25 protein-coding genes are annotated in these 25,159 nt (G+C 45.5%); 4 read left to right on the top strand and 21 right to left on the bottom strand.

Annotated features, from left to right (window positions below):
- Positions 1 to 3: 3 nt before the first annotated feature.
- Positions 4 to 582 carry a restriction endonuclease subunit S gene (locus NLX74_RS18670; protein ID WP_254329599.1) on the bottom strand — a complete coding sequence of 193 codons (579 nt, stop codon included), beginning with the start codon at positions 580 to 582 and terminating at the stop codon, positions 4 to 6.
- 1,029 nt (positions 583 to 1,611) lie between these two features.
- Between NLX74_RS18670 and NLX74_RS18665 the strand changes: the two genes are divergently transcribed.
- Positions 1,612 to 1,785 carry a helix-turn-helix domain-containing protein gene (locus tag NLX74_RS18665; protein WP_254329598.1) on the top strand — a complete coding sequence of 58 codons (174 nt, stop codon included), beginning with the start codon at positions 1,612 to 1,614 and terminating at the stop codon, positions 1,783 to 1,785.
- On the opposite strand, the gene NLX74_RS18660 is transcribed toward NLX74_RS18665, so the two are convergent.
- The 6 genes from NLX74_RS18660 to NLX74_RS18635 all read right to left on the bottom strand — a co-directional run bounded on the left by NLX74_RS18660 (position 1,786) and on the right by NLX74_RS18635 (position 8,699).
- Positions 1,786 to 2,613, bottom strand: coding sequence for a hypothetical protein (locus NLX74_RS18660; protein WP_254329597.1), 828 nt, complete (start codon positions 2,611 to 2,613; stop codon positions 1,786 to 1,788).
- 76 nt (positions 2,614 to 2,689) lie between these two features.
- Positions 2,690 to 4,189, bottom strand: coding sequence for an NACHT domain-containing protein (locus tag NLX74_RS18655; protein WP_254329596.1), 1,500 nt, complete (start codon positions 4,187 to 4,189; stop codon positions 2,690 to 2,692).
- A gap of 336 nt (positions 4,190 to 4,525) precedes the next feature.
- Positions 4,526 to 6,343: a 23S rRNA (uracil(1939)-C(5))-methyltransferase RlmD gene (gene rlmD / locus NLX74_RS18650; RefSeq protein ID WP_254329595.1), complete on the bottom strand. Its 1,818-nt coding sequence runs from the start codon at positions 6,341 to 6,343 to the stop codon at positions 4,526 to 4,528.
- Between the two features lie 222 nt (positions 6,344 to 6,565).
- Positions 6,566 to 7,447 (bottom strand): diacylglycerol kinase, encoded by an 882-nt coding sequence (locus tag NLX74_RS18645; RefSeq protein WP_013308843.1) that lies wholly within the window; start codon positions 7,445 to 7,447, stop codon positions 6,566 to 6,568.
- 185 nt (positions 7,448 to 7,632) lie between these two features.
- Positions 7,633 to 8,409, bottom strand: coding sequence for a sirohydrochlorin chelatase (locus NLX74_RS18640; RefSeq protein WP_254329594.1), 777 nt, complete (start codon positions 8,407 to 8,409; stop codon positions 7,633 to 7,635).
- Complete coding sequence (locus tag NLX74_RS18635) at positions 8,409 to 8,699, bottom strand: YerC/YecD family TrpR-related protein (RefSeq protein WP_007428885.1); 291 nt, start codon at positions 8,697 to 8,699, stop codon at positions 8,409 to 8,411. Before NLX74_RS18635 ends, NLX74_RS18640 begins: the two co-directional genes overlap by 1 nt.
- 226 nt (positions 8,700 to 8,925) lie before the next feature.
- Between NLX74_RS18635 and NLX74_RS18630 the strand changes: the two genes are divergently transcribed.
- Entirely contained in the window at positions 8,926 to 9,441 is a 516-nt protein-coding gene (locus NLX74_RS18630; RefSeq protein WP_061830840.1) for a hypothetical protein, read from the top strand.
- A gap of 6 nt (positions 9,442 to 9,447) precedes the next feature.
- Here the strand turns inward: NLX74_RS18630 and corA are convergent, their stop codons facing one another.
- From corA to NLX74_RS18595, 7 genes are all read right to left on the bottom strand, one after another.
- Positions 9,448 to 10,407, bottom strand: a complete 960-nt coding sequence (corA, locus tag NLX74_RS18625) for a magnesium/cobalt transporter CorA (RefSeq protein ID WP_250259358.1) — start codon at positions 10,405 to 10,407, stop codon at positions 9,448 to 9,450.
- Positions 10,408 to 10,577: 170 nt separating this feature from the next.
- Complete coding sequence (locus NLX74_RS18620) at positions 10,578 to 11,006, bottom strand: GNAT family N-acetyltransferase (protein ID WP_235307303.1); 429 nt, start codon at positions 11,004 to 11,006, stop codon at positions 10,578 to 10,580.
- 316 nt (positions 11,007 to 11,322) lie between these two features.
- The gene (locus tag NLX74_RS18615) at positions 11,323 to 12,051 is read right to left on the bottom strand and encodes an amino acid ABC transporter ATP-binding protein (RefSeq protein WP_235307302.1); all 729 of its coding nucleotides are present in this window, start codon (positions 12,049 to 12,051) and stop codon (positions 11,323 to 11,325) included.
- Positions 12,044 to 13,492, bottom strand: a complete 1,449-nt coding sequence (locus NLX74_RS18610) for an amino acid ABC transporter substrate-binding protein/permease (RefSeq protein ID WP_103049900.1) — start codon at positions 13,490 to 13,492, stop codon at positions 12,044 to 12,046. Before NLX74_RS18610 ends, NLX74_RS18615 begins: the two co-directional genes overlap by 8 nt.
- 237 nt (positions 13,493 to 13,729) lie before the next feature.
- Positions 13,730 to 14,719 (bottom strand): inorganic phosphate transporter, encoded by a 990-nt coding sequence (locus NLX74_RS18605; protein ID WP_039272398.1) that lies wholly within the window; start codon positions 14,717 to 14,719, stop codon positions 13,730 to 13,732.
- A gap of 14 nt (positions 14,720 to 14,733) precedes the next feature.
- Positions 14,734 to 15,348, bottom strand: a complete 615-nt coding sequence (locus NLX74_RS18600) for a DUF47 domain-containing protein (protein ID WP_007428879.1) — start codon at positions 15,346 to 15,348, stop codon at positions 14,734 to 14,736.
- 188 nt (positions 15,349 to 15,536) lie between these two features.
- Entirely contained in the window at positions 15,537 to 16,631 is a 1,095-nt protein-coding gene (locus tag NLX74_RS18595; protein ID WP_254329593.1) for a DUF3048 domain-containing protein, read from the bottom strand.
- 247 nt (positions 16,632 to 16,878) lie between these two features.
- Between NLX74_RS18595 and NLX74_RS18590 the strand changes: the two genes are divergently transcribed.
- A complete protein-coding gene (locus NLX74_RS18590; RefSeq protein ID WP_235307300.1) occupies positions 16,879 to 17,397 on the top strand; it encodes a DoxX family membrane protein in 519 nt (172 codons plus the stop codon).
- 157 nt (positions 17,398 to 17,554) lie between these two features.
- On the opposite strand, the gene NLX74_RS18585 is transcribed toward NLX74_RS18590, so the two are convergent.
- The 3 genes from NLX74_RS18585 to NLX74_RS18575 all read right to left on the bottom strand — a co-directional run bounded on the left by NLX74_RS18585 (position 17,555) and on the right by NLX74_RS18575 (position 19,835).
- Complete coding sequence (locus tag NLX74_RS18585; protein ID WP_235307299.1) at positions 17,555 to 18,346, bottom strand: dioxygenase family protein; 792 nt, start codon at positions 18,344 to 18,346, stop codon at positions 17,555 to 17,557.
- A gap of 92 nt (positions 18,347 to 18,438) precedes the next feature.
- A complete protein-coding gene (locus NLX74_RS18580) occupies positions 18,439 to 19,263 on the bottom strand; it encodes an alpha/beta hydrolase (protein WP_068938549.1) in 825 nt (274 codons plus the stop codon).
- A gap of 272 nt (positions 19,264 to 19,535) precedes the next feature.
- Positions 19,536 to 19,835 carry a hypothetical protein gene (locus NLX74_RS18575; protein ID WP_235307298.1) on the bottom strand — a complete coding sequence of 100 codons (300 nt, stop codon included), beginning with the start codon at positions 19,833 to 19,835 and terminating at the stop codon, positions 19,536 to 19,538.
- A gap of 197 nt (positions 19,836 to 20,032) precedes the next feature.
- Between NLX74_RS18575 and NLX74_RS18570 the strand changes: the two genes are divergently transcribed.
- Entirely contained in the window at positions 20,033 to 20,464 is a 432-nt protein-coding gene (locus NLX74_RS18570; protein WP_254329592.1) for a hypothetical protein, read from the top strand.
- Between the two features lie 161 nt (positions 20,465 to 20,625).
- On the opposite strand, the gene NLX74_RS18565 is transcribed toward NLX74_RS18570, so the two are convergent.
- From NLX74_RS18565 to abnA, 4 genes are all read right to left on the bottom strand, one after another.
- Positions 20,626 to 21,573, bottom strand: a complete 948-nt coding sequence (locus tag NLX74_RS18565) for an ABC transporter substrate-binding protein (protein WP_254329591.1) — start codon at positions 21,571 to 21,573, stop codon at positions 20,626 to 20,628.
- Positions 21,574 to 21,702: 129 nt separating this feature from the next.
- Positions 21,703 to 22,707, bottom strand: a complete 1,005-nt coding sequence (locus tag NLX74_RS18560; RefSeq protein ID WP_254329590.1) for a FecCD family ABC transporter permease — start codon at positions 22,705 to 22,707, stop codon at positions 21,703 to 21,705.
- The gene (locus NLX74_RS18555) at positions 22,707 to 23,726 is read right to left on the bottom strand and encodes a FecCD family ABC transporter permease (protein ID WP_483311659.1); all 1,020 of its coding nucleotides are present in this window, start codon (positions 23,724 to 23,726) and stop codon (positions 22,707 to 22,709) included. Before NLX74_RS18555 ends, NLX74_RS18560 begins: the two co-directional genes overlap by 1 nt.
- Positions 23,727 to 23,996: 270 nt before the next feature.
- Positions 23,997 to 24,971, bottom strand: coding sequence for an arabinan endo-1,5-alpha-L-arabinosidase AbnA (gene abnA / locus NLX74_RS18550; RefSeq protein ID WP_250267473.1), 975 nt, complete (start codon positions 24,969 to 24,971; stop codon positions 23,997 to 23,999).
- Between the last annotated feature and the right edge of the window lie 188 nt (positions 24,972 to 25,159).

The following is a 25,159-nucleotide window of genomic DNA, read 5'->3' as shown; positions in this document are numbered from 1 at the left end:
TGATTATTTCCCCTCTAAGGTTTCTTCTATCATTGAGCTCGTAAACTGCCCAATCAAGTCTGCGTATTTGTTTAGCTTACTTTGTAGCTTCAATGTTTCTACGTAAATAGCACCTATTTTCTGCTGCTCCTCAAGAGGAACTACGGGAATAATAATCTCCTCTAGAGAACGAAGTGGAATTCTTAGAACAGGGCCACTCCCTTGTGACTCCCTTTCCTTTTGTCGCCTCACTTCTTTGTAAGCATTAAACAAGTAAAGAAAATATCTTTTATCAAGTTGTTCGCTATCAAACTGTATTTTTGTGAAGTTAAGGGACAACACTTTACCAACATTTCTTTTACCGACAATTGTTGCAAGCTGTAATGAGTTACTGATAACAACATCACCTTCATTTAATGATAGGTTATTTTGAGATGAAGATTCTGACTCATCTTCAACTACTACGTCCTCATGATCATAATCAGCTTCAAAAGACAGCTGGTCATAATAATTTATTACTTGAATACCAAACTGTTTTTGCGCTCTTGTTGGATTTATACCTGGGACGAATGTTACGAACTCTTTTAATCCTCTTTTCTCCAACCAAATCGTCTCCAAACTACAGATAGTATTTTTTGAAATATTTCTATATTACATATTAAATCACATCGAATTTGTTTCGTCAAATGATATTATGAAATATTTATATATTTCATAATATCATTTGACGAAGCCTGCAGAAACTATTCTGCAAGCCATGTTTTTGTTTTACATTTCTGCAAAAAAGTTCGTCTTCCGCTGAATTGCTAAACCATCTCCGTTAAACTCCACTCCCTTTTATTGTAATTCCGTTTCCACAGACAGCTTCAAATTCGGAAAACCACGCCCATCACAATCAAATCCATCAGTCTCTAAAAGAGAAAAACCCTTGAAACCACCGACATTGGGCGATTAAAAGGGTTCTAATTCTTATATTAAATCTAGCAATGCAGTATGTAGGAGAACGTGCCGCGCTAAACTCTCCACTTTCATGTTGGAGATGCGGCAAAAGTCATGATTGTTTAAGGCTCCCTTCTCACTTGAAAAAGAAATATAAGGCACTTCCATAACGAGATTCATCTATTGAAGTTAGGACACAAGATTTCAGCCATAAGTCCCCTATACCTTACCAATTGGTTTTACTCTTCTTCGTAGTGGCTCTTCGCTATTACAATATGGGGGGATTAACAATAATTAGGCTCATAGCGTGATTTGACACGGAGCCTTTGCGGACATGAGGACTCACGAAAGCCATGATAGGTAAGGATACCGCATTGCTATCTAACTTATCATGCCCGCTTCTACATATATCTGCTCTCTCATTTAAGGATTGATATCTAAACTGCTTTCTCACTAACAACTGACATCTAATCCGCTCGTACGCCGCTTCCCCCTGCAACTTGGACATGTTCCTACAGGTAATAATAAAGGGATTTTAGAGCCACCGGATTCCAACCCGTAAACCCCAAAACCCCTTAACTAGTGATAGTCAATGGAGTCAACTCTACTATACGTTTTGCAAAAATTGTAGGAGTAAAAAAAACTAGATTGGGAATAACTGATAATAGTTTTTTATTTCTGAGGGGGATATTGATGAATAGTAAACTTACTCTAAATGTTAATGAAATCTCTGAACTTCTTGGTGTTTCTACGGATTGTATCTATACAATGGTTCGCGAAAAACAAATACCTCATATCAGAGTAAGAAGAAGAATCCTATTTTATCAGGAAGCAATTATAGACTGGCTCAAACAGGGATGCTCATAATTACTGTTCTAACTCGATCCATTCAAAAAGTTCTTCATAGTCATCCAAATTCCCTATGCGTCGTAAATAATCATGGCCTCCGTCTTTCAAGAACGAAATGTATGTCCCTGGAGTTGCCCAATGAGAAACAATCGGTATCAAGTCAGCTGCTCTTATCGATGTATCCTGATGGTAGTAAGCCCTAAACTTAGGGGCATATGACCACTGAATCATCATTTCACTCAGTTCTTGAAGTTTGTTTATTTGACCATCACTTACAATACGTTCACTTACGACACGGATATACATAGCAAGATCATCGATCGTAGAAGCGCCAATCCAATCCCGCCGCTCTACCCAATTAACAGAATGAGAAAGTGTGGCGAAATAATAAATCCAGTTGCTATTTTTAGCATGCTGAGCCGTCTCTATCAATTTGGCGAGGAATGAAGGATGTGGCTTTCTGTGCCATACCTCGATACTAAAGTTTTCAGGTGGTTTGAGTCTCCCGATTATCCTGACAATATTTCCCTGATGTGAACGTGATGATGTCGTGACGTATTGTTCAAGTGAAATGTATTGATCCGATATCAGCGCTTCAACCAAAGAACGATGCACACCATCTGCTATGATTGGATAACGAATTCGGTTGAGCATTTCGGTAAGATGGCTCACTTGCTCACGAGCATGTCGTAACACGTACTGCGCCATTGTGAAATCACGTAAAATCGGGTGACGAAATCCATACCCTCCTCTAACATCGGATTGATAAAGGAGCCCTTGCGACACAAGTGTTGCGATGATTGTACCGTTCGCTTGTGCAGATGGAATCCACTGACGATTCTCCATGAGAGAGGAGCTCGCCTCATCAAGAATACGCCATTTTTCTACCGAATCACCGCCTAAAACGATTTTGTTCCAGTACTCAAGAAGTAAACCATGCTTTGTATAAAAAAGTATCTGGAACATCTTCATCTAGTCCGCGGGCAAACGTACGTAAAAATAAATCTAGGTAAAGAGGTATTTGAAGGAAGGTGACGATACTTGGGGTTATTTCTCGTTCAATTCCTGCTTTAGAAATTACCCTGCGCACAAGATTGGCATTCCATTGCTCAAGATGAACTTTACTCCATCTCTCAAGTCTCTCTTTCAAAACAGGGGTGTCATCCCAATCTACCTGCCGGCAGCTTACAATGGCACAGAACCTGCTATGCTCACCACACGTTCGCAAAAGGTCACCTATAATGTCTCTTTTGTCTTTAGGCAAATGATCTAGGCTGTCGATCAAAAATAGCGAATATTGTCCTTGAAGAGCCGCTAGACCGCATATAATACGGAAAGCTTGCTGAACGCGTGACGTGTTTGCTTCTATATCCGCAACGATACTATCTGCCTGAAGCGGCGGGTATACACGGTATTGTTCAACTCGAGATGCGAACTCGTTGTAGATCTGAAATAACGAATACGATTTCCCCTGTCCAGCCTCACCAAGTAGGATTTGATTGAATTTTTCTGATGACCTGGTTATGGGCACTAGTGCTGGTTGCACGATACTGATTTCTTGGCGAGTCATCCCGTGAGCACCCTCGAACTGATGCCTCCAGCCACCAATACAAACAGAGGTGAGCTCGTCAATTATTTTTCTAATAAGCCGTATAGCCTCAGGGTCTTGATGAAGATAAATATCAAGCAGTTGGACTTCCCTAACTAGCTCTGAAATGGTGAAGCATCTCTTCACTTCGTTTTCGGTCGTCGCCTTCTGATTGATGAATCCTTCTAGTTGTTTTAAGAGCGAATGTGGATCTGGTCCATATGCAAGGTAGCCTAATTTGTCCTCGATCTGATTCACCAATTCACTTTCTTGGACCTCTTTGAGTCGGAATCGGTTCAAGGCCTGAATAGCAATACTGTGTTCTATCTGATTGCCTAATGGGGTTTTGGATTGGTTATCTGAATGGGTTGCAACGGTTAGCCAGTACAAAGCCTGTTGAATCAGCTGATCCACGTTGTCCACTCTTGAGACTTCTACTCCTTGATACCTCGGGTTAATGTCCTGAAGATTGCTTAGTTCTCTCCATTCATTAATCACTGCGGGTTCATTTTCAGCATTAGTCACCAATATCGGGATAACCTGTTCATGCCGATCGCCGGCTTGGATTAATTCAGCACGAATACTGAGCCAGAAGTCCCGGCGATCATCCTTATTAATTGCACCACGCTTCACTTCCATTACTTGCTGTGTTTCCTCTTGTAAAATAAGTACATCCCAATCTTTTTCATCAGAATCAGGTCTCGGGGATTCAATTCCGAAGACCATCTCATCGCGATGCTGTTCATCCCCTGCAGCAATATGCTCGAGTACTTTGCTTAATAAGAATAGATCCTGAAATCGAAAACCCTGCCTAGCTATAAAACCTCCTGACATTGAGCTCCTCCCATGAATACGATCTTTACATTACTTTACAGCTTTTCTTATCCAATTTACAACAACACCTCTTCGTCCATGGTAAAAGCAAAGAAACACCAACCTGTATTTGGTGTTTCTAACTGTTCCTTTAGCAAATAAGTAACTTGAATAACCTATTTACTTCTCCCAGATTACCTACTAATAAGCAAAAAACACCTGATTCAACATCAGGTGTTACCAAATATTAATCTATTAATTTCGTCAACAATCAGTCAACTCTAATATTTCCAAACCTCTGTTTCATACTATTGTACCATCTGTACTACTCTACAAACCCGCTCCACCACTGCAATCTCAGATACCTGTACCATTCCTAACTAACAAAGCTACCGATTCTACGTGCACCGTATGCGGGAACATATCCACAGGCTGCACTTCCACTGTACTGTACCCACCATCCTCCAGTATCCTTAAATCCCGTGCCAGTGTGCTTGGGTTACAAGATACGTACACCACGCGCTCTGGCTTCATCTCCAGAATGGTGTCGAGCAGACGTGGATCGCAGCCCTTGCGGGGTGGATCGACGACGATAACGTCGGCAGTGATGCCTTGCTCTTTCCATGCAGGAATGACGTCCTCGGACGCACCTACCTCAAACTTCACATTACGCATTTCGTTCAATAGTGCATTGCTCCGTGCATCGTCGATGGCTTCTTTGACGATCTCCACCCCATACACCTGGTCCGCATGCTGAGCGAGGAACAGAGAAATCGTACCGATGCCGCAATACGCATCAATCACCGTTTCTTTGCCTGTGAGCCCGGCATATTCGACGGTTTTGCCATACAGCACTTCCGTTTGTACGGGATTCACCTGATAAAAGGATCTTGGGGAAATCGCAAACTGTACGTTTCCAATGTAGTCGTAGATCACGTCACGACCCCACAGTACACGAGTCTCGTCGCCAAAAATAACGTTCGTTCGCTTTGTATTCACGTTCTGGCATATGCTTGCCACGTGTGGAATATGCTCACGGATACTGCCGATCCACGCATCTGCATGCGGAATATCTCGTCCATTCGTGACGAGCACCAGCATCATTTCACCCGTGCGAAAAGCGGTCTTTACAACGACATGGCGCAGTAGCCCACGTCCGGTTTCTTCATTATATGCACTGTTGCCCAGCATTCGGCCAATCTCTTTCACACGTGCGACAACTTCGTCATTACGCTCGTCCTGAATGAGACAGGTGTTCATATCCACAATCCGATGGCTGCCACGTGCGTAGAAGCCACCGACAAGCCCGCCCTCTGTGACACCAATCGGCACCTGGGCTTTGTTGCGATATCGCCAAGGCTCACTCATACCGAGTGTAGGATGCACGACTACGCCATGTACACGCGACATACTGTCGGCATTTCCATCCGCATTCATGGCCGAATCAGCAGTCGTGACTGTATCGGCCTCACCATCTGTATCCGCAGAAGCAGCCACAACCTGTGCAGTATGCTCACTGGGCTCTGTAGCCACACTCAGCTTCCCGATACGCTCCAGCACATCCACGACATGCTGGCGTTTCCAGCTGAGCTGCGCTTCGTAGCTCATATGCTGGATCTGGCAGCCACCGCATTGATCGTAGATAGCGCACGGAGCTGCAATTCGGTCTGGGCTAGCCTGCGCGATATCCAGCAGCTTGGCATAGCCATACTGCTTTTTCGTTTTCAGCACCTTTACCCGTACCTTTTCCCCCGGTAACGCACCCGGAACGAACAGCGTAAAACCCTCAACACGGCCTACACCCTCGCCATCGTGGTTCATGCCGATGATGTCTATCACAGCCTCATCGTTCTTTTGCACAGGCAGATCGCTACGCTCTACACTAGACCGGTTACGATTGGAAGCATCCTGACTTCGTCCACCGTTGGAAGAACGACGAGTATCTCGTCCGTTCTTTCTCTTCTTCCGATCCGAATCATTCATATTTTCATTCACATTTCCATTTTTATGTTTTATTTCGGCTTGAAGTAGCCCATTTCCAGCTCTAACTTGAGACTGTTCCGGTTCGCTCTCTCTTGTCGCCTTCATAGTCTTTTTATGCTGATTTCCTTGAACAGGAGTTGCTGTTGCTGCATTCCGGCGGCTTTTTCCACGTCCGCTACGGTTATTCGTCATGATTGTCACTTCTTTCTGATCTTCATTTTATGCGGTATTTTCCTTCGGACATCTAATTAGAATGGTCATCTAAACATACAAACATCAACTCGAAAATGCCGTTACTCCCCACGGAGAACGGCAAGGACCGATATGTTTCCTACAAAAAACAACTATCTACTCTACGATCTGTATATCGAACTGCTCAAACCAACGGAAATAGAACCATTACCGCTCGTTTCCTCACCGGAAAACATTCAAATGATGTGGTAAATTTCGGAAAGTCGCTGGCAAAGTGCCCCCCAGTTCGCCATCCAGATTAAGCTGGACATAGCCGGGTGAGGTCACTTCCATGTAATCTGTTTTAAAATAAACAATCTTCTTATCCTGCAAATGCTCACCACGCAGCGCAAGGGTTACCAATCGGATCATTTCCGCCAGATTGCATTTCCGTACAGCGATGACGTCGAGCAGTCCATCATCTATTGTCGCCCCGGGAGCAAGCTTTTCAAACCCGCCCACCGAATTCGTATTCGCAATCAGGAAAAGCATAAACTCGTCGTGGATCACTTCCTGACCCGATGCCTTGATGATCAACTCCTGTGGAGCAAGGCTGACCATCTTCTCCATACCTTTAAAATAATACGCCAACTGGCCAATCATCGTTTTTAGCTTGCTCGGAACTTCATACGTAAGCTCGGTTAAAGTTCCCCCGCCTGCAATGTTGATAAAGTAGCGGTCGTTCGCTTTTCCGATATCCAGCGGTTTCGGATTTTGACGAATAACGAGGTCGCAATAATCCTCCCAGTGCTTGGGGATGCCCAGTGCTCTGGCGAAATCATTCGTCGTCCCCAGAGGAAACACACCTAGGGGCGGGCGGTTTTCTCTTTCAGCCATCCCGTTAATGACCTCATACAATGTACCGTCGCCACCAGCGGCGATAATCATGTCATACCCACGCTCAATGGCCTCTATTGCGGCACGCGTTGCGTCTCCTTCACCCGTAGTTGCATGGCAAGAGGCTTCAATACCCCCTTCATCCAGGCGCTGCAAAACATCCGCAAGACGACGCTTCATTTCCTCACGCCCAGAGGTCGGATTGTAGATTAATCTAGCTCTTTTCATTCCGTTACGCCACCCGTATATTTAATGATATTTATATTCACATAGCAGTTCATCACATTCAGTCTGTACAAAATATCATCATACTGGAAAAAGACCTCTTTTACAATAAAAGAAGCCAGACTTTGCCCAAATAAGGAAATTTAAGGCTAAGATGACGCTATAGCCGAACCAGACTACCTATGACTTTACCTTGCTTGCTTCTGCACACTTTGCAATAATTCACGAATTTGTCTATCCATCCAGCTTGTGAGCAAAGGATGCGGTAATAAAGGGTCTCCTGAATAACGGTATTCGAGTCCCTGCAAGCGTTTAGGAATCATACGACTTGTAAAATATCCCGAACTCAAAAATAGCGGTGCCACAATAACATCATGACCCCGCTCTTGATTCCAATACGCTGCCTTGTCGTACACACTCTCGGGATTTAGCAAAGCGTGGTCCGTGATGATACCGCTCACGCTTTGCACCGTACGGGCCAACGAAGAAATCCCCTGCTCCCACCGCTGAAAAAAGCCGTTGTGCACACTGCCGTGACCTACGAGTAAAATAACCTCTCTCGCAGGGTCGGAAGATAGCGGGCAAACCTTGTCCCACACCATGCGAGCAACATCTTCTCCGTCATCCAGTGGGCTGCCAAAATGCACTCGCGCCTTCATTCGAAATGGCTTCAAATCTGTCTCTTTGTCCGGCGCATCTTTGACACCCAGCGCATAGCTAATCTCATCTACATGCGTACTGCCTGATGACACAAACAGAGGTATAACCAATATATCTGTTACACCCAAGGCTTCCAGACGGTCAATACCATTTTGAATCAATCTTCCTTTAACCGTTTCCAAAAATGAAACCTCTATCGGCGTTTCTTCCGACAAATGAAGCTTCGCAACTGCCTGATCCACCTGTTCCACCCAATATGGCTCCCTAGAGCCATGGCTGATTACCAGTATCCCAGGGCTCCGCATTAGCGTCCCAGACGTTCCAGAGTCATTTTGTACCCGTCATTACCATAGTTCAGACAACGTTTAACACGTGAAATGGTAGCTGTACTGGCCCCCGTCTCTGCTTCAATCTGATTATATGTGCTGCCTTTGCCTAGCATACGGGCAACCTCTAGACGTTGGGAGAGGGATTGAATTTCATTAATCGTGCACAGATCATCAAAAAATACATAGCACTCTTCCAAATTTTTAAGAGTTAAAATAGCTTCGAACAATTGATCAATACTTTTATCATTAAGCTTTTTAAGCTGCATGGATTATCATCTCCCAAGGTTACGATCTCTCCTCATTGTACCCGAGGAATAGTCGGTTTTTCAAGCATTAACGGTTTCACGCATTACAGAACAACATTATGACCATAGAAACGTACCGTACGAATGCCCAAATCCGCTTTTATACCTGATTTCGGGACACGCGCCTAAACCCACTGTGCGTTTGTAACATACAGTAGAGTATCAACCTGCAAAGGAATGTGATCTCATGCCTGGACACTACTATCATCGGAGGCCGCTACAGCGTTCCCTTTCCGATCCGTATAGTTCATCTCCTTATCCCGGACTCGATCCATACAACGAGGTTCCGCAAGCCGGTTCTTCCGGGCTGGTTCCTTACGAGGCGCCAGCGAGTATTACGGATTCTGCCGTGGTCACACCAGACCCGGTTCCAGCCAAAGGAGGACTGCTTGGGGGTCTTGGCAACCTCGGTAATCTCAACGAAATTAAAGGCTTCATTGACCGTATGGGTGGCATTGATGGAATTGTTGCTACGGTCGGCAAGGTGCAAAAGGTTATGTCTAGTGTGCAGCAATTTGCTCCAATGGCGAAGCTGATTATGGGCTCGCTCCCAGCATTCGGCAAATCCGCGAGCAAAAATTCTGCCACAGATATCACCGAGGAATTGGATGAATACACACCACCACGCCCACGCCGGAAAAAGACGCAGCGCAAAAGCACCACTACCCCGCGTAGACGTCCGCGCAAGCGCAAAAGAAAGTAGATTATACTATTTGAACCAGCCTCGGCGCATAAACCAGACCACCATTGCAACACTCAACAAAAACATGAAGAACAGTACGCCAAAATATCCATATTTCCAGCCCAACTCGGGCATATTCGAAAAATTCATACCATAAATTCCTGCAATCAGCGTCAAGGGCATAAAGACGGTCGTAATTACGGTCAGCGTCTTCATAATTGAATTCATGCGATTGGAATTGAGCGATATATAACTGTCCCTCAGGTCGGCTGTCATCTCGCGGTCGGCCTCCAGCATGTCTGTCAACTTCAATAAATGATCATATATATCGGTAAAATAAGCCATATGATCTCCTTGGCCCTGCACATGCTGCGAATTCAAAACTCGGTACATCAGATCACGCATGGGTACGATGGTACGGCGTAGCTTGAGCAGCCTGCCACGCAGGTCAAACACCTGCTTCATTAATTCCTCTACGGATTCGCGACCACCCAAGCCCTCCAGCTCGGCCAATTCATCCTCAATCATAAAAAGGCTCGGAAAATAGTTATCTACCAGCTTGTCCATCACCGTGTAGGCTGCAGACAGCGGTCCTCGTGACCATATTTTGCGTTCATTCGCATGCTGGACAATCCGCTCCCAGGCTTGATCCAGCTCCTCTAACTCATGATGGTGATATGTAACCAAAAAACGACTGCTAATAAACATATCCACTTCTTCCGCAGCTAACGTATCTACATCAAGCGCATGCACGACCAGAAACTGCACATCCTCGTAATAATCCAATTTGGGACGTTGCAGAACGTGCATACAATCCTCCACAGCCAATGGGTGAAAATGAAAATAACTCGTCAGCAGTTCTGTCTCGCGATCTGTAGGCTCGCTAAAATCTACCCACATCCATATGTAATCCTCCATGACGATCTGATCCAATGGTTTTCCCACTGTTACCTGATGATCATGACCTATAGTCAATGTACGTATCACCGTACGTCCCCCTCGCTTACACTTCCGTCTGTTATGTTATTTATATTTTATATAAGCCAATTAACATTATACCAATCTCAAGTCCTGTATTCCTTTTAATAAAGAAAAGGATATCTCCGGGCCAACATGCCTCCCAAGATATCCTTATAAAACAATCAATTCATTATAAATTAAATCTTTTTTACAAATCCTGTGCTTGTCGCTTCATATCCTAATCGGCGATAAAAATGATGAGCATCCTGTCGCTCACTTCGATTACCACTGTTCAAAGCAATGGCAACCAACCCGTTCTCTTTAGCCCAAGCTTCCGCTTCCTCATTTAACGCCTTCCCGATGCCTTTATTACGATGTTTTGAATCCATCACAAAAACGACGATACGCGCGTAATCTTCATTTCTTTCATAAAAGATATCAGCATGTAGTCCAACCATCCCAACGACTTCCCCTTCATCTTCAGCCACCAGAGTATGGTAGTTAGGGTCAGAAGCGATACGATCATATCTCATCTTCATATCTTCTACAGTCGTAGGATAACCAAGCTCCTCCATCAGATAAGCCAAAGCCGGAATATCCTCATGATGAGCAGTCCTTATCTTCAAAGCAATCCCTCCACTTATGAAAAGAAACATCAAAAATGAAAAATCACTCGCGCCCTCTTCCCCTGCACCCACTCATTCAAAAGTGAGGCAGGCTCTTTGCACGAAAAGGGACTACTCAGCGAGCAGTAGCGTAGCGGTCCATTTGAATCTGTAGAAGCGGCAGCGTTCGCCTTTGCCTCTGAATTTTCACCTTATAAGGTCCTATACAATCCAAAAATTCAGGGGCAACAGCGATCGAAAGATCAAATGGATCGCGGAGCGTCTTACAACGAGATCCCCGCCTACAAACACAAACCCTGCCTCACTTTTAATCCTCTTACAATACCTTCTCCAAGAAACTAATAGTCCGCTCGTTTTTTGGATTACCAAATACCTCTTGTGGCGTTCCTTCTTCTACGATGTAACCACCGTCCATAAACACAACACGGTCGCTTACTTCGCGTGCAAAACCCATCTCATGCGTTACGATCATCATCGTCATGCCTTCACGCGCCAGATCTTTCATTACGCCCAGCACTTCGCCTACCATTTCAGGATCGAGCGCCGAGGTAGGCTCGTCGAACAGCATAATGTCTGGGTTCATTGCCAGCGCACGTGCAATCGCCACACGCTGCTTCTGACCGCCGGAAAGCTGTCCTGGCAGTGCATTTGCCTTATCGGCCAAACCTACACGATCCAGCAGCTTCATAGCCGTTTCCCGGGCCTCTGCCTTGGACTGTTTCCCCAGTTCAGTCGGCGCGAACATAATGTTCTTGAGCACGGTCATATGCGGAAACAGATTAAAGTGTTGAAATACCATACCTATATTTTCACGGACTTTGTTAATGTCCACGTTTTTGTCACTCAAGTTGTAGTCATCGACAATGACCTCACCTGCGGTAATTTCTTCAAGCATGTTCATACAACGCAAAAACGTACTTTTCCCCGAACCAGAGGGGCCAATGACACACACAACCTCGCCTTCACGTACTTGCATATCGATGCCCTTTAATACTTGATTACTACCATAGCTTTTTTTCAGGTTTTTAACGATAATTTTACCCACGGCGAACTCTCCCTTCGAGACGGTTGGAAATTTTGGTCAGAACTGTAATGACGATAAGATACATCACCGCTACTACCAGCCAAATATCAAAGGATTGGAATGTCCGCGCAATAATGATCTTACCCGATTGGGTCAACTCGACCAGACCGATAACAGACAAAATGGACGTATCCTTCAACGTAATAACCAACTGATTGATAAACGACGGGATCATGATTTTCACAGCTTGTGGCAAAATGATTTTAAGCATAGCCGTCCGATAGGGTAGACCAAGCGAACGAGCTGCTTCCATTTGTCCCGGATCAATGGACTGAATACCACCACGGATAATCTCAGTTACATACGCACCCGCATTCAGGGATAATGTCAGTACAGCCGCGACAAAAAGCGGCATTTTGAAATCCAGTGCCTGTGGAATACCAAAGTAAATAAAGAAAGCAAGCACGATCAGCGGAATACCGCGGAATATATCGACGAATACAGTTGCAATACCACGGAACACCTTGTTATGGCTTACTTTCATAAAGCCAAACACCAACCCTAGGATAAAGGCTACGAGTAAAGATACAAGTGTGTACAGCAACGTATTTCCCATGCCCTTAATCAGCGAAGGCAGCGAAGCGGAAATCAGTCCCCAGCGGCTGGTCTCTACAGGCGCCACACCTTTGCCCGATTCGCCAAGATATTTGGCCAAAATTTTATCGTATTCCCCGCTATTGCGCAGATTAACAAGCCCTGCATTAAATTTCTCCAGCAACTCCTGGTTCTTGCCTTGGTTAACAGCAAACCCGTAAGAAGCACCTTTTTCCTTATCTGTTACCAACTTAAGGCCGTTATTTTGGTTTACACCGTATGCCAGTACCGGATAGTCATCAAAGCAGGCAACCGAATTACCTGTTTTAACTTCATCATACATTTGAGAAGAATCATCGAACGGAACTGTAGTAAAGCCGTATTTGGCCTTAATCGATTCTGCGAATGTGTAACCTTCCGTTCCTGTTTTGACAGCGACACGCTGTCCTTTCAAGTCCTCATAGCGTTTAACCGTATCATTATCCTTGCGGACCGCCATGACGACGCCTGAATCAAAATAAGGCTCGGAAAAATCAAATTTCCGCTTACGTTCATCGGTAATACTCATCCCGGCAATGACACCATCCACTTGATTCGTTTCAAGGGCCTGCACTGCCGCGTTAAAGCCAAGAGGCTTAATCGTATATTCAAAATTCTGATCCTTGGCAATAGCTGCCAGCAAATCCATGTCGATTCCGACAAATTTACCATTTACATCTTCAAACTCAAAAGGCGCGAACGTTGTATCCGTGCCGATATCATACTTTGTTTTATTTTCTGCATGTGCCACTACACCGAAATTACCGGCCAGGGCAACCACAAAAAACAAACAAATCATGAGTGCTATTAGTTTTCTAGATTTTTGCATAATTTCCTCCAGTCAGTTGAACGGTTCAAAGTTTTCTGTTTATTCTACAGGAGTTATTAAAAATTGACTACTTTGATGTCAGGTATTTTTGAAAAACGTTTCATGGAACTATCTGGATGTGTAAACTTTGAAGAAAGTTTTGCCCCAGAATGCCAATAAGCCCCTGCCGCAAAAAGCGGACGGAAGCTTATTGTGTATTCTATAGTGTGTACCTATTTTTCAAGAAATAATAATGAACTAGAAAAGAATTTTGAAAATCAATCCAGATAACAGCGCAGCAATCGGTATCGTTATAACCCAAGTAATAATAATTCGACCGGCCAGCGACCAACGCACAGCGGAAAAACGCTTCGCAGAACCCACACCCAAAATAGCCGAAGTAATGGCATGAGTGGTACTTACGGGCAAATGAAGCAATGTAGCTGTGAAAATAACAGAGGCTCCCGAAATGTCGGCTGCGAATCCGTTAATTGGCTCGATTTTAAAAATCTTGGTTCCCATCGTCTTGATGATTTTCCAGCCCCCGATAGATGTACCCAGCGCCATAGCTGTTGCGGCTGAAATTTTTACCCACATGGGTACTTCCAAATGGTCCTGATACCCCGCCGAAACGAGTGCGAATGTAATAATCCCCATCGCCTTTTGAGCATCATTCGTACCATGCGTGAACGACTGAAGCGCTGCCGTAATGACCTGCATTGTACGAAACCCTTTGTTTACCGTATGCGGACTACGACGAGCGAAGATGTATTTTAAAATTATCATCACGATGTAACCGACAACAAAAGCAATCAACGGGGAGAAAATAAGTCCTTCGACAATCCCGATGAAGCCGCTCCAGTTCAATTTATCCGATCCCGCACCTACATACACCGCTCCAGCCAATGCACCAATTAGTGCATGAGAAGAAGATGAAGGAATACCGAACCACCAGGTTAAGAGGTTCCAGATAATCGCAGCGATCAGCGTCGCAATGACGATATCAATTCCATTCGTAAGCTTGGTTGGATCAGCGACACTTCCACCAATGGTCTTCGCAACGCCTGTAAACAATATTGCCCCGAGAAAGTTCATGACCGCAGCCATAATAATCGCACGTCGCGGGGTCAATGCACGGGTCGATACCGAAGTTGCAATCGCGTTCGCCGTATCATGAAAACCATTAATAAAATCAAATGCCAGAGCAAGAAAAATAACAATACCCAATACCAGTAAACTTGTATCCATGTAAAAGGACTCCCTTACGAGTTACGCATAATGATGGATTCCAGCATATTTGCAACATCCTCGCATGAATCCGTTGTCGTTTCAAGGCGTTCGTACAATTCTTTGCGTTTAATCAGTTCAATAGGGTCAGTTACAGTTGCAAACAGGTTTTTGATGCAAATACGCAATAATTCATCCCCCTGATTTTCCAAATCATTCAGGCGAATAGTGTATTCACGAATGGCCAGCAATTTTTTCTGTGAAAGCAAATGTACAGCTTTCTGAATTTCGTAAGCTGATTGACGCAAAATATCAGCGAACTGCACAATATACTCGTCCGGCTCCGTAATGTTGTACATATAAAAACGAGAAGCCGTCGCTTCAAGACCGTCCAACACATCATCCATGGTTGTTGTCAGTTCCATGATGTCGTCGCGTTCCAACGGCGTAATGAAGGTCTTGTTCAGCTCAGTAATAATCGTGTGTGTGTAATCATCACACTTATTTTCATACTTCTTCATTTCATTTGTAAACAAAGTCACATCCTGAAGATTTGAAGTATGTTGGGCAAAATAATCGGCTGCTTGCACGATCGTATCTGCCATATTTTCCAACGTCTCGAAGAATATATCCTTTTTCTTCAATCTCATAACGATTACCCCTTTACGAAAATATCCGCAACCTGTTTCGACTGCAATAGACAACCTTTGCTATCTTATCACACTCATCAATGTTTTTGTAATGTTTGTAAAAGCAAATTTCATGACATACGTATACAGTGCCCGACATGGAAGGTCATTATCCGACAATTTCTTCCTAAAAAGGTGTATTTCGTTTTCTAATTTGCTGCTATGGTTACATGTTCCTTCAGTGAAGTATCTGCAGGTACCACATGTATATAGGATGTACCTGGCGTTAACGGGATTTCAACCCCATTTTTCATAAAACGAATCGCATCGCCTGGTGTATGCCGCCACTCAGCCTGTATTAACTGTCCTTGTTGAAACACCATGGCCTCTCCACTGCCGTCGAGCTCAACACTTAATCTGCCTACATCATCCAACGTTTGATGTCTAGCGCTCATTACAATAACATTGGCTGCTGAGAGCTGTTGGTTATTATTTTGATCCACATGTGACTTTTCGTTCACAAAACGCTTATATTGTTGATTCGCTGGATCATAGGTATAAGATACCCGATAGCTTTTAAGCAAAAACCGAATTTGCAAAGATGCTGCAGTCTCGTCCACCATAACTGGGGTTTCACCGGATTTAAGGTAAGAATATACTGGAACGTCCGTCTGCTTGGCATACCCTTTACTATCGCTTCCTTTGCGCAGTCTGTTCACGTCTGTGTATAAATTATGTGGAGGACGACGATCTTTGCTTCGCCAGAAGTAAGCCCCTCCATTTGAAATCTCATCCAGATGTTCCTTCCGCTGCTGCTGTAAAATCGCATAGGCATCTGTGCTTCCCCCTGCGTGTATCGGCAACGCACCATAGGTTTCGCCCAGCTCAATCAAATACGGTCGAATGCTACGGACCGGCCCGATCTTTACATCTCCACCATGACTTTGGAAAAAAGCGACCAGACGGGTAATCCCGCCTTCTGCAAGAACTTCATATACCATGTCTGCCTGGCTAAGTCCTGCCTGTGGACGTGCAGCCGGAGCATTGTTAATCATGACAGCGAGCGGCCGCTCCAAAACAGGCTGCTCCACCGGAAGACCGGTAAGCGGAGCTGTAAATGCCGGAATAGACTGCTCCTTCGGCGGTTCAAGTGCCTCCTTCTCTGTTACTTGCTTGGTCGGTTGGGGAACGGATTCAGATTCACCCGTATTGGACATAGCAGTACAAGACATCAGCGTCATGCATAACAGAGCTGAGGCCATCACACGCAACCAATGATTTCGTTGGGAAATGGGCCCGGACAAGTTCATCCCTCCACTTAGTTATTTTTCTCATTATAAGCTTTATTTCCTGTTTTTGTCTTGATTGAAGCGTAACCACTCATAGAATACTTATCTAAAGACATTAAAATTTAAAAAATATTCAGACTTTGTGATTTTTATCACAAATAACTGTAACTGAACCTACTACAATAAAGGTGTAGCAAAGATGATCATCCCAACAAAATGAAATACAACCAACATTATAGATTAAGAAAGAGGAGTGGTTTGAATGTTTAACAGCTGGTTACGTGAAAACAAAGTCGCAATGTGGTTGCTGACTGTAGTACGGGTTTATCTAGGTTATGAATGGATGACCCACGGACTTGAAAAGCTGACAGGTGGATTCGATGCAGGCGGATTTATCTCGGGGGCCATTGCTAAAACAGGTGGAGACCATCCCGCTGTACAAGGCTGGTGGGGATCGTTCCTGGAAGCCTTTGCCCTGCCGAATGTAGGTTTGTTCAACGTCCTGATCCCATTGGGTGAGTTCTTGGTCGGGGTTGGCCTGCTTCTCGGTACATTGACTACGCTGGCTGCTTTGATGGCTATGGTTATGAACTTCTCGTTCCTGTTCTCGGGTACAGTAAGCACCAATGCAATCTACCTGCTGTTTGAAATCTTCCTTGTAGTTGCTGGTGCAAATGCCGGAAGAATTGGCTTTGACCGTTGGGTATTGCCCTTCCTGCGTGGACTGTTTCGTAAAAATAAAGATACCTTTCCAGTGGACCCTAGTCGAAAAATAGCTTAAACATTCCCAAAATAACCGTTATCCTCCGGGATAATGGTTATTTTTTTGCGCTGTTATGCTCACGATACACGTGCCTTCTAATTAATCGAAGACGAAAATACACAAAAGAACTTCCATTCCCACACACCATGTGGATTCGGAAGTTCTTTTTTTACATTTACGTATCACTTTCTTGACCAAAAGCCCAACAATTGAGACTTAACGAGCCAAGGACATACGATTGAAAAAGCTTACGCGCGGAGCGCTCATGATCCGCAGCCCCCATCGCATAAAACAAAGGTGAAAAATGCTCTATTCCATAAGAAGGTACCGCCTGTTTGGCATATGGAGCCTTCTTGTCATATTGGAATAGGTGACGCAAATTCCAGTCTTGAAGCTGCTGTCCAATCCAGTCATCATATTGAACGGCCCAATCAGCTGGCTCACTCGTCTGCTTGAGTGTCCGCAAGTTGTGGACCAATCCACCGCTACCAATAATCAAAATCCCTTGTTTTCGCAACGGAGCCAGCATCCGCCCAATCTCGTATTGCTCCTGGGGAGCGCGCCGAGAATCAATGGATAAGGGTACGACCGGTATGTCTGCATCAGGATATATATGCCGCAAAACCACCCATGCTCCATGATCCAGTCCTCGGTTCCGAACCGGCTGGTGGAACAGGTTATGCTGACTGAACAGATGCTCTATCTCCTCATACAGCTTTGGATCGCCTGGTGCAGGGTAATCAATTGAGTACATTTCTTCGGGAAAGCCATAGAAATCGTGCAACGCTGCATGCTGATCATCCGCGCCAATACATTGATCGGGGCTATCCCAATGCGCGGAAAAAATGACAATTCCTTTGGGTCGGGGCAGGCTCGCGCCCAGCTTTGCAAGAAAGCTGGTATATGCGTTATTTTCTACAGCCAGTGTCGGTGAACCATGCGCAACAAAAATTGAGGGTAATGTCATCGCTGCCAACCTCCACACGCCAGTATAGTGTTACTCTTCCATTTTACTCCGGCGGAGGCGCAATTTCCAATACAATCCGTTTCACACTGAAATCAGATCATCCAGTGCTGCCAATCCCGTTGAATATTTTCCTGTTCATCCAGCCATTCAAGTGTTCGATCAATCAGCCGTTGCCGCTCTTTACCTGACGAGAAAGTGTGATCTCCCTGGAAAATAATCTCTTTATCACAGCGCCCCTCTGGACGCATCCAGAATATCTTTTGAAACAGAAATGCATAATCCACAGGAATAATATCATCCGAGGTACCATGAACAACGAGCACATCTCCGTTAAATTTAACGGCCTCCTGGAACGGCTGAAATTGAGCTAACGACTCAAAATAAGCAGGCGTAAACTTATAGCCCAAATAGTCGGCATGACCGGTTTTAACAGACTCATCGTACACGCTTCGCTCCGTAATTTTGACGATGTCGTTGAACGGATAGCCCACTGCGGACCAAAGAACCAGATTTTGTACTCTCTTGTCCCGTACGGCTGTGAGAAGGGCTACCGCGCCCCCCAGACTGTGACCGATCAGCGTCACCTTGGTCGGGTCAATGTCCGCGCAATTGACGGCGTAATCCAACACGGTACGTGTCTGATTAATCATGGATTCTAACCCCTGCTTGCCATATTCCCCTGTGCTTTCTCCACAACCGGCAAAATCAAAACGCAGGACAAAATATCCCCCTTCCGCCAGTTCACGCGCAGTCTTGACGAATAATCGATCTACTCCGATACGATTGCCTACAAAACCGTGACATATAACAACGAGAGGAACCCTTCTCTGACGATCTCCCTCATTTGTACGGTTTGGATAATGAATTGTTGCTGCCAGTTCTTCATGTTCAAAGCGAATTCCAATTTGCCGTTCCATCCTGATTCCCCCTGTTTCAAGCTTCACTACACATTTATGAATTCAAACTCATATCGTAACGTGGAATATCCATCCAGGATATTCATTCACTTTAATTCCGATAAGTTTAATAAGATTTTATAGTAAAGTCAGTCTATCATTGCCCTGCTTCCTTGTCAACCTGTCAGTTCACATCGTTAAAAAAGTAAACAAATAGCGCTCCCCGATGCGATTCCGGAGAACGCTATACTACACTTATTAGAGTGAATCCACTACATTAAAGTAGACGTTCGTTATTCGTAGCTGTTCCTAAACATTTGGTGGGTCTCCGTTCGTCCCTCCCACTCCAGCTTACAAGAGGCGCCGTTATGTTCATCCTCATGCCACAGGCTGCGGTAGTTCTGTGCACCTAGTTCACCCGCAAATTCTGTATCCTTAGCCACTTCGATATCGTCCAGTATACGGTACGTTGGAGATGATCCTTGAACGCTCCGGTGACTCACATTTGTAGACGAGGCCACCCCGCTATTCCCGTTCGAAGCGTTTGCCAGTCGTTTTTGGACTGAATAATCTGCCTGGTTCTCCAGTTTCATGATGCCACACCCTCTTAACGTTTATATTCAGGTTGCTCTATGTGCTCACCCTGTATCCAGTTTGAGGAGAATGCAGCGGTAATATACATTTTATAGATAAAGTCTTTTGCCATCCGACGCTTCCTCACGTATACTGTCTTTGTTACGAAATGGCGGTTCCATCAGCCCGGGATACGCTCATAATGCAGGAGGAAGAAATGAATAAAGCAAAAAATTATACGCTTATTGCATGGATTGCCTTGTCTATGTTTTTCTTGACACAGGCAATTATCGGATGGTTTGTCACCTTTACAGGTGGGGATATCAAACCCTTTGAAAAAATCAGCCTATCCACCCTTATCATCATCGCTGCAGGAGCCATTCTACTCGTTGAAGCTCTGATGAATTTTATGGACCGTCCCGAAGAAGGCGAGGAGACACAACAGCCAGACCCTGCCCCTGCAAAGCCCCAGATGAATCTTAAATCCATCTTGATGTATGTTGTGTTAGTTGTCGTGATTCTTGTCGCCGGACTGGCGCTGCGCAGTGTACTGCCAGTATTCAGAATCTCACCTTGGGTGAATTTAATTCTCGCCGCCATTGGATTTATTGGACTCAAACCGATTTTTCTCCGTAAAAAACGTTCATAGCCCGCAATTCTCATTATATGGAGCTGCCTCATTTTGGATCGCAGCAGCTCCTTTTCATTTCGATCAGGCAACCGACTTACAGCATGGGTGTGCGCCAAAAAGCCGTATTCCTGGCCTGCAAGAAGCTGCATGGGGGAATACGGCTTGATATACTTTAGAACTTATTTGGAAAATAGTTGTTCTGCATTATCCAGAGCAATTTTATGTCCCGTCGCGGAATAGTCCAGCCAAGGCTGTCCGTCCAACATGTAGACATGCCCTTGCTTCACCGCCTTGAGACCTTGCCATACTGTATTTCCTTCCAGCTGCTTGTATACCTTTTGGGCATCCGCGCCTTTACTGATGATAACAAGGATCGCATCAGCATCATAATCCGGTAAAACCTCTTGGGAAACAACCTGATAAGCCTTGCTGATCTTTTCTACACCTTTGGCTGGCTTCAAGCCCAAGTCCTGATACAACAGCGGTCCCACCGGACGCTTCATCCCCATAACACGGACCTCTTTCGCCGTCACACGTACAGCCATAACCGTTCCGTCCCCAATTTTTGAATGAATCAGCTTTTTGACTCGTTCCTTCTGTGTATCATAGTCTTTTAGAAATGCGTCTGCCTGTGCTTCATGTTTGACCATAACGGCTATTTTTTTTAATTGATCCTTCCATGTGCCTTCATCCAGATCAAAAACTTCGGTCGGCGCAATTTTTTCAAATTTGGCCACATCGGTTCCCGAATATTTTTTGTCCAAGAAAATATGATCAGGTTGAAGCTCCAGTACCGCTTCCATATCCGGGTCTGTGACAACACCTAGCTTACGGGTATTTTGAAGACGATCTTTTACATGGGGCAGAAAATCCTTCACATCTCCGCCAATGACCGAACCAGCCGGAGTAATGCCCAATGCCAGCAGGTTGTTCGTCAAATGAATAGACATCGAAGCAATACGCGAATCCGCACTAATGGTTGTCTGCGCACTGCCAGCCGCTTTCGTATCGGTAGCCTGCTTGTCGGCTGCTTGACCGCAAGCGGACAACATGATCATGCATACAACAAGAGTTGTGACTATCCATGAACGTTTAAAACCTGAACCCTCAAATTTGTGCTTTCTCATGATTACTCTCTCCTATGCCACAGAAACTCTACATTATAATGATCAATATAGAAGGCTTCTACTCAGTTATTAATTTCAGCGGGTTGTATCATTTGTACCATATGATTTCATATGTATCTATTCCTTCTGTCATTTTGTTCGGGACAGCAGGAATAAAAAATACGGAGCCCCTACCACAGCAACCACCACACCTGCGGGAATCGCATTCGGCTGAAACACCGAACGCCCAATCGTATCTGCGGTGACCAGAATGACGACCCCGACCAAACAAGCTACTGGCAGCAAATGCTGGTACATCGGCCCAACCAGACGGCGAGCCAGATGAGGTGCAATCAGCCCAATAAAACCGATGCCTCCGGCCATGGATACGCTGGCACTGGATAGAGCCACGGCTGCGCCCAGCAGTAATAGGCGCTGCCGCTTCACACTTGTGCCGATTCCAGCTGCGGTCTCGTCGCCCAACGACAGGTTGTTCAGACTGCGCGTCTGCGACAGAACGTAGGGCAGTACAATGACAATCCAAGGCAGCAAAGCCGCTGCATGTATCCAATCCCGGCCCCAAACGCTGCCAGCCAACCAACGTGCAGTAAATGCGTACGTATCCTCATCCAACCGCAACGACCAATACAGCGTTATGGCGCTAAGACCCGAGGCTACACCGATGCCGGACAAAATCAGACGCACGGGCACGATTCCTCTGTTGCGGCTATAGGACAACAAAACAATCAGCACGGCCGCAATGACACCTCCTGCAAAGGTAAACAAGGGGATCAGAACGGCGGCTGATCCGTCCAGATCGCGAAAAAAGCTAACGAACATTACCAGCCCCAACGCTGCCCCTGCGTGAAGTCCCAGAACTCCGGGATCAGCGAGTGCGTTCCGTGACAAGCCTTGCATGACCGCTCCGGCCAACACCGTTACAACGATACGAGGCAAACGATACTCGAACAGAACGATATGATCACGTCCACTGCCACCGCCAAACAACGTATCCAGCACGCGTAGCGGTGGAATACGAATCGTTCCGGTATTCAAACCCAAAACAAGGACGGCAAAGCTGATCCCCGCCAATACCAAACAAACGAGCCAAGCCTTTGTCGTCCTTGTATCCCCGATCCCTAAAGAGCGTCTCACTATAAATCCCTCCTTTCCTTACGGGCGAGAAAGAGGAAAAAGGGTACTCCGATAAAAGACACCATAATTCCGATAGCTAGCTCCTCTGGTGGATTTGCCATTCTCGCTCCCAAATCTGCCAGCACCAGTAGCACGGCTCCCAATAACGCAGACAGCGGCACGATCTGGCGATAATCCACACCGATTAGCTTGCGAGCGATATGTGGGATAACCAAACCTACAAAGCCGATGGCTCCGGCAGCCGATACAGAGAGTCCAGCCAGTACTACTACAGTCAGCAGACCCAAAAGCCGGATACGCCTGAGATTCAACCCAAGGTTTAACGCCACCTCATCACCCATCGAAATCAGCGAAATGGAACGTGCCAGCCCCATAGACCAGGCGATCACCATAAGTAGAATCGGTGCAAGAATCTCAAGCTGCGACCACTTAATCCCGGCTACACCACCCGCATACCAGAAGGCTAAATCCTGACTTAGATCAAAATAAATCGCAATCCCCGAAGTCATGGAACCTAACAAGGCAGCCGTCACAGCTCCAGACACCGTCAACCTCATAGGTGTCAATCCTCCCGGTGCAGATGCTCCCAGACCAAATACTAGTAAGGTACTCATCAGCGCCCCCAGGAACGACAATACAATTAACGTCCCATAAGATAGATTGGGGAAAAAGGCAAAACTCACAGCAACTACAAACATCGCTCCTGCGTTAATGCCCAGCACACCTGTATCTCCCAGCGGGTTGCGTGTAATACCCTGAATCAGAGAGCCTGCCACCGCCAGCGCAGCTCCAATAACAGCTGCACCCAGTACACGCGGTAATCTCAGCTCGTGAATGATCTGATGTGTCATTAGCGAACGATCATAGTGAAATACTGCCGACCACACGGTGCTTACGGTCAAGTCCTTGGCTCCGAAAGAAATGGCGGCGAATATGGCCAATGCCAACAATACAGCCGAAGCTGTGAACAACAACGCCTGCCGAATCCTACCCGCTCGAAGCACTGGACGTGCTGTTATGACTACTTTAGGAACTTCCCTCTCTGTCAGATCTGTATGTTTGTCCATGCTGTCTTTAAACTGCATTCGTGAGGTCACTCCCTCCATACCTGAAAACCACCACGACTCTCATAACGATAACGATAACGATAATGATAATTATTATCAACTTGATACATAATAGCATGTTTCTATGACATTGCAAGCCAAAAACTGTTCCCCTTAGGAGGAACAGTTTTTGAATATATCTATATGATTTTACTACACAGGTGACTCCAAACGGTCCTCTCTTTAGTACGTAGGCCAGCCTGCCGAATCCCATTTCAAATCACTAATCAGAAGCTTTGGATTTCCACCATCAGTGGCATCATAGGCATGACGTGCAATCACACTGTTGTTATAGACAGATTGTCCACCCGGTCCCTTCCAACGGTCATTCCCCGCATCCAGTATCGTTCCACCGCCATCCATCAAGCTTTTTCCGCTCTTGTCCACATACGGTCCGGTAATACTAGTAGAGCGACCGTAAATAATCTTATAATTACTGTCTACGCCTTTGCAGCAGTTATCAATGGAAGCAAATAGATAATAATAGCCGTCGCGGTATGTAACATGTGGCGCTTCCAAACCACCAGCCGTACGCTTGGCGATAGAATAGATCTGGCCCGTAGGCTTCATCGTATTTTTGTCCAGTCGAGTCACTTTCAAGCCTGAATTCCATGAACCAAAGGAAAGCCACGGGTTACCTGAAGCGTCAATGACGAGATTCGGGTCAATGGCATTGTAATCGTTAGCATCCGTCGTACGCAGCACTAGTCCATCATCTCTCCAGCTCCCCGCGCCAATACTCGTTGCGGAGGCTAGTCCGATAGCCGAGGTCCGGGCACCAAAAGTAGAAATGGAATAGTACAGCCATACCCGTCCATTATACTTTTGAGCATCCGGTGCCCATACATCGTTAGGCTTTTGCTTAGGTACATACGATTTCCACCATGATGGCGGCGACAGGAATATTTGCGGCAATCTGTAAAAATTGCGACCGTCGTCCGATCTTTGAACCTGTATCCCCTGTCCTGTGGAGAAAATATACCATGCGTTGCCTTCCTTCGTAATGGACGGATCATGCACTGCCACATCGCCAGTTAACGCCCAATGCTCTGCGGATGCAGATGGCATCACTGACAGCATTAAAGCAGCCGAGGTTACAGCAGCAAACGCCGTTCGGGTCAATTTACTCTGTACTGATTTTTTCCATGCTTCCAACATTCTTACGCACCTCCGAATGAGTATCTTATAATAAAAATCAGGTGACACATCTATTACGTTAGTATTTATACTTATGAAGTTACACATGTATTAACCTATCACATTCACTTTTGTAAACGCTTTATTTCAAATAAAAAGAAGTTTATAAACTATGCATTATACATAAAAAGGAGCCCGTAGGCTCCTTT

Origin of the sequence: Paenibacillus sp. MZ03-122A (assembly GCF_024213325.1) — a bacterium.
GTDB lineage: Bacteria > Bacillota > Bacilli > Paenibacillales > Paenibacillaceae > Paenibacillus > Paenibacillus polymyxa_B.
Note: the sequence above shows the minus strand (reverse complement) of the source record. Positions and strands in the feature narration are given on the sequence as shown.

Excerpts from the sequence above, each read along its gene's own strand:
- NLX74_RS18605 (WP_039272398.1), bottom strand. The coding sequence starts at position 14,719 with ATGGATACAAGTTTACTGGTATTGGGTATTGTTATTTTTCTTGCTCTG.
- NLX74_RS18640 (WP_254329594.1), bottom strand. The coding sequence starts at position 8,409 with ATGCGGAGCCCTGGGATACTGGTAATCAGCCATGGCTCTAGGGAGCCA.
- NLX74_RS18645 (WP_013308843.1), bottom strand. The coding sequence starts at position 7,447 with ATGAAAAGAGCTAGATTAATCTACAATCCGACCTCTGGGCGTGAGGAA.
- NLX74_RS18610 (WP_103049900.1), bottom strand. The coding sequence starts at position 13,492 with ATGCAAAAATCTAGAAAACTAATAGCACTCATGATTTGTTTGTTTTTT.
- NLX74_RS18655 (WP_254329596.1), bottom strand. The coding sequence starts at position 4,189 with ATGTCAGGAGGTTTTATAGCTAGGCAGGGTTTTCGATTTCAGGATCTA.
- NLX74_RS18565 (WP_254329591.1), bottom strand. The coding sequence starts at position 21,573 with ATGAGAAAGCACAAATTTGAGGGTTCAGGTTTTAAACGTTCATGGATA.
- NLX74_RS18630 (WP_061830840.1), top strand. The coding sequence starts at position 8,926 with ATGCCTGGACACTACTATCATCGGAGGCCGCTACAGCGTTCCCTTTCC.
- abnA (WP_250267473.1), bottom strand. The coding sequence starts at position 24,971 with ATGTTGGAAGCATGGAAAAAATCAGTACAGAGTAAATTGACCCGAACG.
- NLX74_RS18580 (WP_068938549.1), bottom strand. The coding sequence starts at position 19,263 with ATGGAACGGCAAATTGGAATTCGCTTTGAACATGAAGAACTGGCAGCA.
- NLX74_RS18585 (WP_235307299.1), bottom strand. The coding sequence starts at position 18,346 with ATGACATTACCCTCAATTTTTGTTGCGCATGGTTCACCGACACTGGCT.
- NLX74_RS18665 (WP_254329598.1), top strand. The coding sequence starts at position 1,612 with ATGAATAGTAAACTTACTCTAAATGTTAATGAAATCTCTGAACTTCTT.
- rlmD (WP_254329595.1), bottom strand. The coding sequence starts at position 6,343 with ATGACGAATAACCGTAGCGGACGTGGAAAAAGCCGCCGGAATGCAGCA.
- NLX74_RS18600 (WP_007428879.1), bottom strand. The coding sequence starts at position 15,348 with ATGAGATTGAAGAAAAAGGATATATTCTTCGAGACGTTGGAAAATATG.
- NLX74_RS18590 (WP_235307300.1), top strand. The coding sequence starts at position 16,879 with ATGTTTAACAGCTGGTTACGTGAAAACAAAGTCGCAATGTGGTTGCTG.
- NLX74_RS18660 (WP_254329597.1), bottom strand. The coding sequence starts at position 2,613 with ATGGAGAATCGTCAGTGGATTCCATCTGCACAAGCGAACGGTACAATC.
- NLX74_RS18570 (WP_254329592.1), top strand. The coding sequence starts at position 20,033 with ATGAATAAAGCAAAAAATTATACGCTTATTGCATGGATTGCCTTGTCT.
- NLX74_RS18635 (WP_007428885.1), bottom strand. The coding sequence starts at position 8,699 with ATGCAGCTTAAAAAGCTTAATGATAAAAGTATTGATCAATTGTTCGAA.
- NLX74_RS18575 (WP_235307298.1), bottom strand. The coding sequence starts at position 19,835 with ATGAAACTGGAGAACCAGGCAGATTATTCAGTCCAAAAACGACTGGCA.